The following is a 14,355-nucleotide window of genomic DNA, read 5'->3' on the forward strand; positions in this document are numbered from 1 at the left end:
ATAGATAAAGTAAGCAAATGGACAAAAAGTATTAAAACCGAAGCCAAACGCCTCGGTTTTTTATCATGTGGTATATCCAAGGCAGGTTTTTTGGAAGAAGAAGCGCCAAGACTTGAGAAGTGGTTGAAAAAAAATATGCACGGACAAATGTCATACATGGAAAACCATTTTGACAAGCGGTTGGACCCCACATTATTGGTAGAAGGTTCAAAAAGTGTCATCTCTTTATTGCTCAATTATTATCCAGAGGAAACCCAAACTAATGACACCTATAAAATATCCAAATACGCATATGGTCAAGATTATCATCATGTAATCAAAACAAAACTAAGAGCGTTGCAACAATATATCACCAATGAAATTGGCGAGGTTCATGGTAGGGCCTTTGTAGACTCTGCTCCGGTTTTGGATAAAGCTTGGGCGGCTAAAAGCGGTTTAGGCTGGATCGGAAAGAACAGTAACCTACTTACACAGCAGGTTGGCTCCTTTTATTTCATAGCAGAACTAATCGTTGACTTGGAGCTGGAGTATGACCAGGCCGTTACAGATCACTGTGGTACTTGCACGGCTTGTTTGGATGCTTGCCCTACACAGGCTATTGTAGCCCCTTATGTTGTGGACGGCAGCAAATGTATTTCCTATTTCACCATTGAACTGAAAAATGAACTGCCCAAAGAGGTAAAGGGTTCTTTTGACGATTGGGCTTTTGGTTGTGATGTATGCCAAGATGTTTGTCCGTGGAATCGGTTTTCCAAACCCCATAATGAGCCATTGTTCAACCCTCATCCAGATCTATTGGCTATGACAAAAAATGACTGGGAAGAAATTACCGAGGATGTCTTCAAAAAAGTGTTTAAAAAATCGGCTGTCAAGCGAACTAAATTTAATGGACTTCAGCGTAATATTGACTTTCTAAAAAGTTCAGAATAGTCTTTTTTTTCACTTAAGGTTTTAAGGGTGAAATTTAATCTTCTGCATAGTGGAATTCTAAAGTTTTTATTTTTTTATCCAACGCAAACGTTTGAAATTTGTTTACTGGTCCGTATTGGTAAAACCGGCTTATTTTTTAGGTTTTTAAGTACTATATTGGGTTTTGATTAGTGAAAAACACCCTGTTTAAAAGCACTAATTCAATATCAATTTTAATCATTCCCAATGAATAATAAAGTACAATTAATTACCTATGTGGATAGGCTAGGATGTGAGAATATTAATGGCTTAGATCTGTTGTTGCAAAATCAGTTAAAAGGATTGTTTGGAGGTGTACATTTGCTTCCATTTTTTTATCCAATAGATGGGGAGGATGCGGGTTTTGACCCTATTGACCACAAGCAAATAGATGAGCGTTTAGGGAATTGGAACGACCTAAAGGAACTTAGTGGATCGGTAGATGTAATGGCTGACCTGATCGTAAACCATATGTCCGCAAAGTCATCTGAATTTCAAGATTTTTTAAAACATGGGGAGGATTCTGAATACGCCGAGCTTTTTTTAACCTTCGACAAGGTTTTTCCTAAAGGAGCTACAGAGCAAGACCTTTTGGCAATTTATAGACCTAGGCCGGGTTACCCATTTTCCAAAATGAAAATGGCCAATGGAGAGGAACGTATAATTTGGACAACATTTACCACCAATCAAATAGATATTGATGTGTATTCTTCAAAAGGGGTGGCTTATTTGGATGGGATTTTAAACGAGTTTCAAAATGCTGGGGTTAATATGATCAGGCTAGATGCTGCCGGTTATGCCATAAAGAAAGCTGGTACTAGTTCGTTTATGATCGATGAGACCTTTGCATTTATTGATGAGCTTACCATAAAAGCCAAAAACCTGGGAATAGCCGTTCTTGTTGAAATTCATTCTTTCTACAAAACCCAAATTGAAATAGCCAAAAAAGTAGATTTTGTATATGATTTTGCATTGCCGGTCCTAGTTTTGGATACTCTGTTTAATGCCAATGCCCAAAATTTAAAAAATTGGTTGGAGATAAGTCCAAGAAACGCAATAACGGTACTTGATACACATGACGGTATTGGTATTATAGATGTGGCATCGGAAAATGGGGAAAAAGGATTGATAGATGATAATACCTTAGACGATATTGTAGAGCGTATGCACACCAATAGTGGAAATACCAGTAGAAAGGCTACAGGCGCTGCGGCTTCCAATCTAGACTTATATCAAGTAAATTGTACTTACTTTGAAGCGTTGGGCAAAGACCAAAGAGCTTATTTTGCGGCTAGAGCCATTCAGTTTTTTGTGCCTGGGATACCTCAAGTGTATTATGTAGGACTTTTTTCTGGAGAAAATGATATGGAACTCTTGACCAAAACTAATGTAGGTAGAGATATTAATAGGCACTATTATGATATTCAAGAAATAGATGCCCATATAAAGACTCCTTTCTTTAAAAAATTCGAAAAGTTAATGCGTTTAAGAAATAGTCATGTAGCTTTTAACGGTGCTTTTAATATACTGCCAACGGAGCCTACTATTTTGAATATAAGGTGGGAAAAGGATAATGATTGGGTTGCACTGTACATAGACCTGACAACGCTAGATCTAAAGATTACCTATACGGAAGGTCAAAAAGAGGTGGAACTTTTATAAAAGCAATCAAGGGGTGTAAACTATAACGTTATCGTTGTAATATCTTTGAAATTCTTATGTACATATATCGTTGCTGTTTATTTAAAATGCTATATTGTTTCACCTTAGTGGATAGGAATAATATTGAAGTATTATGAATTTTAGTAAACCGAGTTTAAGTTTTTGGCAGATATTTAATATGAATGTTGGGTTTTTAGGAATCCAATACAGTTTTGGTCTTCAGCAGACGGCAATTAACCCTATATTCTTATACTTAGGTGCTCCAGAGGAAATGCTACCTATTTTGAACATTGCCGGCCCGGTTACAGGTTTGGTAATTCAACCAATAATTGGCGCTATGTCAGACAAAACTTGGTCTGAACGTTGGGGGCGCCGTAAACCATATTTTCTAATTGGGGCCATTTTAGGTAGTTTGTGCCTATTTGCATTTCCTACCAGTCCGGTTTTATGGTTTGCCGTAGGACTCTTGTGGATTTTGGATGTAGGTAATAATATGGCCATGGAACCATATAGGGCTTTTGTAGGTGATAAATTGCCAGAAAAACAATTAAGTCTAGGGTATCAAATGCAAAGCCTGTTCGTTGGTGCGGGTATTTTATTGGCAAATGGATCTATTGTACTTTTTCAATACCTATTCGGTGGGGATTCTGTTGAAGCGGCAGGGACCATCCCCACATGGTTGTATTACTCGTTCTATATTGGAGCCATCTTATCCATCACTACTATCCTTTGGTCGGTACTAAAAACTCCAGAAATTCCACCAACCACAGAAGAGCTTGCGGAAATAAATGAAGCCAAGGGCAAATCTATTTTGGAAAGAATTGCTTTGCCGTTCAAGGAAATTTCCCAATCAATAAAGAAAATGCCAAAATTCATGTGGAAATTGGGTGCGGTTTACCTTTTTCAATGGTATGCTCTTTTTATCTATTGGCAGTATACTACTCCGTTGTTTAAATTGACCATGGGGTACAGCACTGGAGAAGCGGCATCGCAATCTGCACAGATGAGTTTAACTTATAATATAGTAACTATGGTCGTAGCCTTGGCCTTGGTACCTTTAACCTTAAAATATGGTGGTAAAAAAGTCTATGCGCTCAGTTTGGTAGGTACGGCCATTGCATTATTTTCAATTCCGTTTATTCAAGATCCAACTTTGGTGCTGGTCCCCATGGTTTTATTTGGTATAGGTTGGGCGGCCATGATGGGAATTCCTTATACTATGGTATCTAAAGTGGTGCCCCAAGAAAGGCGTGGGGTGTATATGGGTATTTTAAATATGATGATCGTTATTCCTATGGGAATTGAAACCTTGACCTTTGGCCCCATTTATAAATATTTGTTGGGTAACAATGCAATTAATGCCATGTTGTTTGCCGGTGCTTTCTTTGTTCTTGCTGCAATTTTTGCTATGCGGTTAAATGTGAAAAACAAAAAAGAAGCCGTGGATATTTAAATATTCCACCCTTTTATACTCCCTTTGATAACGTAGCTTTATTCTTAATATAAAACTGCGTTCTTTTCTCGCTCTTTTAAAGAATACCTTTAAATTTGACGAATAAAATTATAGAACATGAGCAAGGAAAAGCAAAGAAGGGAAGCGCTTATTTATCATGCAAAGCCACAGCCTGGTAAAATCAAAATAGTTCCAACAAAACCATACAGTACTCAAAGAGACCTTGCTTTGGCCTATTCGCCAGGTGTGGCTGAACCTTGCTTGGAAATCGCAAAGGATAAGGAAAATGTATATAAATATACTTCTAAAGGAAATCTGGTAGCCATTATTTCTAATGGTACTGCCGTATTGGGATTGGGTAATATTGGTCCTGAGGCATCCAAACCTGTAATGGAAGGTAAAGGATTGCTGTTCAAAATCTTTGCCGATATAGACGGTATAGATATTGAAGTGGATACCGAGGATGTAGATAAATTTATAGAAACGGTTAAAATGATCGCACCAACGTTTGGTGGTATCAATTTAGAGGATATTAAGGCGCCAGAAGCTTTTGAGATCGAGCGTCGTTTAAAAGAGGAATTGGATATCCCCGTTATGCATGACGATCAACATGGTACTGCAATTATTTCGGCAGCAGCGTTGTTGAATGCATTGGAGCTTGCCCATAAGAAAATGGCGGATGTACGTATCGTTATCAGTGGTGCCGGCGCCGCAGCGGTATCGTGTACAAAATTATACAAGGCTTTTGGTGCAAGGGCTGAGAACATTGTAATGCTAGATAGTAAGGGGGTCATTCGTAAGGATGCAGAAAACTTGGCTGAAAGTAAAAAGGAATTTGCTACGGATAGAAAAATAGATACTCTAGAAGAAGCAATGGTAAATGCAGATGTGTTCGTAGGATTGTCCATCGCAAATATCGTATCCCCGGAAATGTTAAATAGCATGGCGGATAATCCAATTGTATTCGCAATGGCCAACCCTGATCCGGAAATTGACTATAATCTCGCCATTGATACCCGCAAGGATATCATAATGGCCACAGGTAGGTCAGATCATCCTAACCAAGTCAACAATGTATTAGGTTTCCCTTTCATATTTAGGGGAGCGTTAGATGTAAGGGCAACTGCTATCAACGAAGCTATGAAAATGGCAGCCGTTAAAGCCTTGGCAGACCTTACCAAACAGCCGGTACCGGAACAGGTCAATATTGCCTACGGGGAAACCAGGTTGGCGTTTGGAAAGGAATATATAATTCCAAAACCGTTTGATCAACGATTAATATATGAGATACCTCCTGCCGTTGCAAAGGCAGCTATGGAAAGTGGTGTAGCCAAAGCACCTATACAGGACTGGGACAAGTACCGTGAAGAGTTAATGTTGCGTTCAGGTAATGACAATAAGGTGGTGCGGTTACTTCATGGTAGGGCACGAACCAACGCTAAGAAAATCGTTTTTGCGGAAGCCGATCACTTAGATGTATTGAAGGCGGCCCAAATTGTACATGAAGAAGGTATAGCAACACCTATTCTATTGGGTAGAAAGGAAATTATCCTTGAATTGAAAAAAGAATTGGAGTTCGATGCTGATCTAGATATCATTGACCCAATGTCAGAGGAGTTTGATGAGCGCCATATTAGATATGCTACCAAATATTGGGAAAGCCGTAAACGTAGTGGTGTAACTTTTTACAGTGCCAAAATAAAAATGCGTGAACGCAACTATTTTGGGGCAATGATGGTCTTGGAAGGAGATGCGGACGGTATGATATCTGGTTATTCAAGGGCTTATCCAACGGTAGTAAAACCAATTTTAGAAGTTATAGGTAGGGCAACAGGGGTCAAAAAAGTGGCTACCGTAAATATTATGATTACGGAAAAGGGGTCCATTGTTCTTGGCGGATACCTCAATCAATATTGAGCCTAATGCTGAAGAACTTGCGGATATTGCCCAAATGACGGCTAATGTAGCGACAACCTTTGGTTTTGACCCAGTATTGGCCATGTTAAGCTATGCTAATTTTGGTTCATCTGTTCACCCTAATGCAAGAAAGGTGAAGGAAGCTGTGCATATTTTACATGAAACATGCCCTAATTTGGTAGTGGACGGTGAAATTCAAACAGACTTTGCATTGAACAAGGAACTACATGAAAGTAAATTCCCATTTTCAAAATTGGCCGGCAGAAAGGTGAATACGTTAATTTTCCCGAATTTGGACTCCGCTAACATTACGTATAAGTTACTTAAGGAACTTAACGGTGCAGACTCCATTGGTCCAATTATGGTTGGCTTGCGCAAAGCGGTCCATATCATGCAACTTGGGGCAAGTGTAGATGAAATAGTAAATATGGCCGCTGTTGCCGTAATAGACGCCCAAGAAAGGGAAAAACGTAAAAAGGCAAAGGAAGCCAAATAAGTAAACCATGCTATAGGGAAATGAATACGGTTTCATTTCCCTAATTAATATTAAGTTGTATGATACATCATTTAAAAGGTAGGTTAATTGAAAAGAACCCAACACATGTTATAGTGGAGTGTGGTGGCGTTGGTTATTTTGTGAATATTTCATTGAATACCTTTTCAAAATTACCTGAAGATGAAAGTATTTCAATTTTTACCCACCTTCAAGTAAAGGAAGATTCCCACACCCTTTATGGTTTTGTAGAAAAATCCGAACGTGAAATATTTAGGTTGTTGATTTCGGTTTCCGGTATTGGATCAAGCATTGCAAGAACTATGTTGTCATCGCTTTCACCACTGCAAATTAGGGATGCCATTGCCAATGGAGATGTAGCCACAATTCAATCCATAAAAGGAATCGGTGCCAAAACCGCACAGCGTGTAATTTTGGATCTTAGGGACAAGGTATTAAAAGTCTATGATATTGACGAAGTTTCGCTCAATGCAAACAATACAAATAAAGATGAAGCGTTATCTGCTTTAGAAGTTCTAGGCTTCGCACGCAAACAGGCAGAAAGGGTTGTCGATAAAGTGCTTGGTCAAGATGCTTCTAAAAGCGTTGAGGAAATTATTAAGCTCGCGCTCAAAAATTTGTAATTAGTTTAAAAATAAGGGGCGATTAAAAATCTTAAAACTTCTTTTAAGTATATCTTTTTATTCTTTGCGTTTTTTGGAAGCATAACCAGTGCTTTTGGTCAAGAAACGGAAGAGCAGGAGATAGATTCTGTAAAAACAGGATTTGATCTAGGTCGGATCTTAATTGAGAATCCAGATAGTATTGTATCCAAATATATTTATGATCCTAAACTTGATCGTTATATTTATAATGAAAGTGTTGGCGATTTTAATATTGGCTACCCTATTATTCTGACACCGGAACAATATTTTGCCCTTATTGAAAAAGAAGGTATTAAATCTTACTTCAAGGAAAAGTCAGATGCCTATTCCGGTAAAAAAGCAGGAAGTGAAGAGGCACGTAAAAACTTATTGCCCAATTTTTATGTAAACAATAATTTCTTTACGTCCATCTTTGGAGGTAATACCATAGAAATTATTCCGCAGGGTTCCGTTGCAATGGATCTTGGGGTCATATGGCAGAAAAACGACAATCCTTCTTTATCCCCACGAAATAGAACCAACCTATCGTTTGATTTTGACCAGCGTATTAGCCTTAGCATGTTGGGTAAAATTGGTGAACGGCTACAGGTTAATGCCAACTATGATACGGAAGCTACGTTTGATTTCCAGAACATCGTAAAATTGGATTATACGCCAACAGAAGATGATATTATCCAATCCATTGAGGTCGGTAATGTAAATATGCCTTTAAACAGTTCGTTAATACAGGGAGCGCAAAGTCTATTTGGTGTAAAAACAAAATTACAGTTCGGTAAAACTTCGGTAACCGCCGTGTTTTCAGAGCAACGTTCACAAAACAATACCGTAGTTGCCCAAGGGGGCGGTACATTGAACGAGTTTTCATTAACGGCGTTGGACTATGATGAGAACAGGCACTTTTTCCTGGCTCATTATTTTAGGGACAATTACGATCGTGCACTGGAAACATATCCGTACATACAAAGTCAAGTACAGATTACACGTATAGAAGTTTGGGTCACGAATAGAAGTCAACAAACGCTTAATGTACGTAATGTCGTTGCCATTCAGGATTTAGGTGAGGCGGAAGCTGGGAATACCAGAATTGCACAGAATGGCGGTGGTGGCGGTTTTTTTGACGGTAGTTTAAATGTTAGGCCGCGAAACAGTGCTAATGATTATGATCCGGCACTGATCAGTAGTGGTGGCGGTGCATTGAATGAAAATATTAGGGAGATTGCAACCGTGGAGAGTGGTTTTGATATTCCCGGATATTCCGTTAACCAAGGTTTTGACTATGCCATTTTAGAGAACGCCAGAAAGTTGGAACAGGGTAGGGATTTTGAATTTAATTCACAATTGGGATATATTTCATTGAACCAACGTCTAAGTAACGATGAAGTTTTAGGAGTTGCCTTTCAATATACCTATCAGGGAGAAGTCTACCAAGTAGGGGAATTTGCCAATGGCGGACTAGAAGCCACTACCATATCTCAAGGTGCTAATCCTATTATCGAAAATAATACCTTGATCTTAAAGTTGCTAAAAAGTAATATTACCAATATCAGCGATCCTATTTGGGATTTAATGATGAAGAATATTTATGCTACGGGCGCTTTTCGTTTAAGTGAGGAAGATTTTAAATTGAATATTCTTTATTCCGACCCAACACCAAGGAATTACATAACTCCAGTAGAAGAAGGGCCAGGGTCAGGTTGGCCAGAGGGTCTTGAGGAACGTATTTTGTTAAGTGTTTTTAATTTGGATAGGTTAAATGTCTATAACGATATACAGCCTGGAGGGGACGGTTTTTTTGATTTTGTACCGGGACAGACCATAGATATTCAAGGTGGCCGTATCATATTTACCAAAGTAGAGCCGTTTGGTGAATTTTTATTCCAAGAATTGGAAAACGGAAACAGTGCTAGTTATGGGGACGAAACTTCTTATAATGCCAACCAAGAGAAATACGTATTCAAGGATATGTATGAATTGACCAAGGCGGCGGCACTTCAGGATCCGGAAAAGAATAAATTTTTATTAAAAGGTAAATACAAATCAGAAGGTAGTAACGGTATTCCTATTGGGGCATTTAATGTGCCTAGGGGTTCTGTTCGTGTTACCGCAGGTGGTAGACAATTGCAGGAAGGTATTGATTATACCGTTAACTATCAGGCGGGTACGGTACAAATATTAGATCCTAGTTTAGAGGCTTCCAATGTTCCAATTAATATTTCCGTAGAAAACAATGCTGTTTTTGGTCAACAGACTAGGCGTTTTACCGGGGTAAATGTGGAACATCAATTTACGGACAAGTTTGTATTGGGGGCAACGCTGTTGAACTTGAACGAGAGACCTTTGACCCAAAAGTCTAATTTTGGTGTTGAGCCTGTAAACAATACGATCTTTGGTCTAAACGGAAACTTTTCTACCGAAGTACCCTGGTTGACCCGTATGGTGAATAAACTTCCCAATATAGATACTGATGTGCCTTCTAACGTGTCTATTCGTGCAGAAATGGCCATGTTGAAGCCTAATTCTCCAAAGAATGCAAATTTTGAAGGGGAGACCACCACATATTTGGATGATTTTGAAGGGGCGCAGGCTTTAATAGATATACGTGCCTCCTTAGGTTGGACAATTTCCAGTACACCGTTGGAGTTTGGCAACGGCGGCCAGCTTTATGGCACTTCTCCTGAAGACCCGGATAATTTACTGAACGGATATGGCAGGGCCAAATTGGCTTGGTACACTATTGATCCTATTTTCTATACCAATCAAAGACCATCTGGGATCAGTGATGACGATATTTCCATTAACCCAACACGTAGGGTATTTATAGATGAGGTTTTTCCACAAACCGATGTAGCCCAAGGACAAACACAGGTACAGGGAACATTGGATATGGTTTATTATCCAACTACCAAGGGGCCCTATAACAACAACCCAAGTTTTGAATCTGAATTGCCTACCGATAAATGGGGGGGTATGATGCGTGCATTGAGCAGTACGGATTTTGAACAAAGTAATGTGGAATTTGTCCAATTCTGGGTAATGGACCCATATGTTGATGGTATCTCTACCGGTTCTGGTGAATTGGTCATCAACCTTGGTAATATTTCTGAGGATATATTACGGGATGGTAAAAAACAATACGAAAACGGTTTGCCCGGTGTTGATAGCAATGATTTTGTTGCACCTACTGCATGGGGAGAAGTACCGGCAACACAATCCTTGGTCTATGCCTTTGATGCCAGTGAACAAAACCGAAATTTACAGGATATTGGATATGACGGATTGAACGATATTAATGAAGCCGACATCTTTACCAACAATGGAGGCGATGACCCTGCTTTGGACAATTATCGGTATTATTTAAACAGGGAAGGAAGTATTTTGGAACGTTATGTAGATTTCAACAGTCCGGACGGTAACTCACCTGTAGAGGTAACCAATACCAATAGGGGGTCTACCACCTTACCGGATGTTGAGGACATTGATCGTGACCTTACCATGAATACGGTTAATAGTTATTATGAATACCGTATTCCTATAAAGCCCAATACCACGATCAATGATAAATATGTTACCGACATAAGGGAAGGAACAGCTTCTGGAAATAGAATACCTAATGGCGATGAGGTAAGTTATCGTTGGATTCAATATAAAATTCCGTTAAGTGATTTTACGGATGCCGTTGGCGGAATTACGGATTTTAGATCCATTAGTTTTATGAGGATGTACATGACCGGGTTTAATTCTCCAACCGTATTACGTTTTGCGACATTGGACCTCGTGAGGGGAGACTGGCGTACTTACACCAAATCATTACAAGATCCGGATATTGACAACAATCCTGCAGATGATGGAACTTCATTAGATGTAAATACGGTAAACATAGAAGAAAATAGCAATAGAAGCCCTATTCCTTATGTTCTGCCACCGGGCGTTGTCAGGGAGCAATTGAATAATAATAACACGATCATTCGTCAAAATGAGCAATCTCTCTCTTTACTTGTTGAAAATCTAGAGGCACAGGATGCCCGGGGTGTATTTAAGAATCTAAATATAGATATACGCCAGTATGAGCAATTGAAAATGTTCATGCATGCTGAAAAAATTGTGGATAGTGATTATGCGGATACCAGTACACCATTGGTAGGGTTTCTCCGCATTGGTACGGATTTCTCACAGAACTATTACCAAATGGAGCTTCCGTTACAGTTTACTCCTTTTGGTGCAGTTGCCGATACGGAAATTTGGCCGGAAATCAATGAACTGACCGTTGCGCTTAGTGATTTGAACAAGGTAAAATCTTTATGGATTACAGGCGGAGAATTAAATGAAATGCGATTTTTTGAAATCGAAAACGGGGAAGTTGTTCCCGTTGATGAATTTGATGTGCGTACACCGGGTAAGGTACGTATTGGAATTAAAGGTAACCCTTCCCTAGGTAGTATAAGGAGTATTATGGTGGGGGTTAAAAATCAGGATATTTTACCGGCCAGGGGTGAGGTTTGGTTCAATGAATTACGTCTTGCAGGACTGGACAATAATGGCGGTTGGGCAGCTGTGGCTTCCGTAGATGCCAATATCGCGGATTTTGCCAATATCAGTGCAACGGGCAGTACCAGTACATCCGGTTTTGGTAGTATAGACCAAATGCCCAATGAACGTGCTCGGGAAGATGCTATATCGTATGATGTTGTCACCAATGTTAATGTAGGGCAATTGCTTCCAAAAAAATGGGGTATACAAATTCCATTCAATTACGGCATTTCAGAACAGGTAATTACACCGGAGTTTGATCCCGTTTATGATGATTTAAAGCTTGATGATCTAATAGATGCGGCACCAGATCAAGAAACCGCAGATGAAATACGGGAACAAGCAGAGGATTATACAAAAAGAACAAGTATTAATGTTATAGGTCTAAGAAAAGATCGGGGGGATGAGGCAGATGCCAATTTTTACGACATAGAAAACTTTACGTTCAACTATAGCTATAATGAAACCGATCATCGTGATTTTGAGATTGCGCAGTTGCGTGACCAGAGCGTCAATACCGGTTTTGTTTATAACCATAGTTTTGAACCTGTAGAGGTCGCGCCTTTTGCCAAAAAAGATTCATTGTTTACAGGTAAGTACTTACAATGGTTAAAAGATTTGAACCTTAACTTATTGCCATCTACTATCGGCGTCAACTCAAATATTAACAGGCAGTTTAATGCGCAACGTTTTAGGGATGTTAGGGAAGAAGGTGTGGATAGGTTGGAACTTCCAGAATTACAACAACGTAATTACTTATTTAATTGGCAATATGCCATAAATTATAATTTGACCAAATCGTTACGATTGAATTTAACGGGATCTAATAATAATATCATTAGAAATTACTTTAATGAAGATGAACCTGAAGATTCGTTCAATAGAATAGACAATACCCTAGGTCTTTGGGATGGTTTCTTTGATGTAGGGGAGCCCAACAGGCATTCTCAGCAGATGCAACTAAATTATGAGGTGCCATTTGCCAAGATTCCGGCTTTGGACTTCATAAATACCCAATATACCTATACCAGTAATTTTGATTGGCAACGAGGCGGAGATGCGGTCAGGCAGGTAGTTGGTTCGGATATCAACACCGTCCAAAATGCTAATACACACACCATAACTTCTTCGCTAACATTGCAGAAGTTTTATGATATGATCGGGTTAAAGAAACGTTCTGCGCCAAAAGCCGCTGCTGCCGGACCAATTAGAAGGGACAAAGCGGGTGTGCCTTCTGAAGATCAAGAAAAAATTAAAGGTAAAACCAGTGATTTTTTCAATACCGTAGTAGATGTCGTTACCATGGTAAAGAGATTAAACTTGAACTATAGTGAAAACAATGGTACAGTGCTACCTGGCTATACCCAATCTGTGGGGTTCATAGGTACCGCAAGGCCTAGTGTAGGATTTATTTTTGGTAGTCAGGCAGATGTTAGGTTTGAAGCGGCTAGAAATGGCTGGTTAACTGCGTTTCCTGAGTTTAACGAACAATTTGTACAGCGAACGAACAAGCAATTGAATATTACGGCTACCGCCCAGCCCACTAGGGATATCACAATAGATCTTGTGGCAGATAGACAGTATTCCAATAGCTATCAGGAGAATTTCAATGTAGAAGATCAAGAGTATAAGATTCAATTGGGCAATACCTATGGCAGTTTTAGTATTTCTACTATGATGATAGGTACGGCCTTTGGAAGGAGCGATGAATTTGATTCTGCTAATTTTGAGCAGTTCAAGGAAAATAGACTTACCATAGCCAATAGGTTGGCATTGGAGAATAATATACCCTTAAATGCCAATGGCGAATTTCCGGAAGGCTATGGAAAAACACAGCAAAATGTTCTGTTGCCCGCATTTTTTGCGGCCTACACGGGTCAAGATGCCGGTCGTGTTAATTTAGACACGTTTAGGGATATACCAATTCCAAATTGGAGCATTAAGTATACCGGATTAATGAAGAACAAATGGTTTAAGAAGAAGTTCAAACGATTTTCATTGAGCCATGGGTATCGCTCCGCATATAGCATTAATTCTTTTCAAACCAATTTGGAGAAGGAACAACTTCGCAAGAATAGAATTGCCGATCCTAGTATAACACTTACGGATCCAGAGACCGGAAACATATTGCCAGATTTAATATTGAACAATGTTGTCCTTACGGATCAGTTTAACCCATTGGCACGTGTAGATTTTGAAATGAAGAATTCTATTAGCGTATTGGCTGAGGTTAGAACGGATAGGGCCATGTCGCTAAGTTTTGATAATAATTTAATGACAGAGATAAACGGTAAGGAATATACCGTAGGTTTAGGTTACCGCTTTAAGGATGTAAAATTGGTGACCAATATTGGAGGCACTAAAACTAGGTTAAAAGGAGACCTAAACCTAAAGGCAGATGTTACGCTTAGGGATAATATAACCATCATAAGGAATTTGGATATCGACAATAATCAGATTACTTCAGGACAAAATTTAATGTCGTTAAAGTTTACCGCAGACTATGCCCTTAGCAAACAATTGAATGCCTTGTTCTTTTACGACCATTCATTTTCACAGTTTGCGGTTTCAACAGCATTCCCGCAAACGACCATAAATACAGGGTTTACCATACGTTACAATTTTGGTAATTAGTAATTTGAGGACTAAATTGTAGGGGTGGGTAACGCTAATTTTTCTAAGAGATATTA

Annotated in this window: 5 protein-coding genes and 1 pseudogene; all 6 read left to right on the forward strand. The window is 39.2% G+C overall.

Annotation, left to right across the window (positions count from 1 at the left end):
* The 6 genes and pseudogenes from queG to sov all read left to right on the forward strand — a co-directional run bounded on the left by queG (nt 1) and on the right by sov (nt 14,299).
* Nucleotides 1-930: a tRNA epoxyqueuosine(34) reductase QueG gene (queG, locus tag CHB68_RS02850; protein ID WP_089259756.1), complete on the forward strand. Its 930-nt coding sequence runs from the start codon at nt 1-3 to the stop codon at nt 928-930.
* Nucleotides 931-1,155: 225 nt separating this feature from the next.
* Complete coding sequence (gene gtfA, locus CHB68_RS02855) at nt 1,156-2,610, forward strand: sucrose phosphorylase (RefSeq protein WP_089259341.1); 1,455 nt, start codon at nt 1,156-1,158, stop codon at nt 2,608-2,610.
* 133 nt (nt 2,611-2,743) lie between these two features.
* On the forward strand, nt 2,744-4,063 hold the full coding sequence (locus tag CHB68_RS02860; RefSeq protein WP_089259342.1) for an MFS transporter: 1,320 nt from the start codon (nt 2,744-2,746) through the stop codon (nt 4,061-4,063).
* A gap of 117 nt (nt 4,064-4,180) precedes the next feature.
* Nucleotides 4,181-6,476, forward strand: a pseudogene (locus CHB68_RS02865) (NADP-dependent malic enzyme).
* Nucleotides 6,477-6,535: 59 nt separating this feature from the next.
* Nucleotides 6,536-7,117, forward strand: a complete 582-nt coding sequence (ruvA, locus tag CHB68_RS02870) for a Holliday junction branch migration protein RuvA (protein WP_089259343.1) — start codon at nt 6,536-6,538, stop codon at nt 7,115-7,117.
* Nucleotides 7,118-7,138: 21 nt separating this feature from the next.
* Nucleotides 7,139-14,299 (forward strand): T9SS outer membrane translocon Sov/SprA, encoded by a 7,161-nt coding sequence (gene sov / locus CHB68_RS02875; RefSeq protein WP_089259344.1) that lies wholly within the window; start codon nt 7,139-7,141, stop codon nt 14,297-14,299.
* The last annotated feature ends 56 nt before the right edge of the window (nt 14,300-14,355 follow it).

Origin of the sequence: Maribacter sedimenticola, from assembly GCF_900188415.1 — a bacterium.
Lineage (GTDB): Bacteria > Bacteroidota > Bacteroidia > Flavobacteriales > Flavobacteriaceae > Maribacter > Maribacter sedimenticola.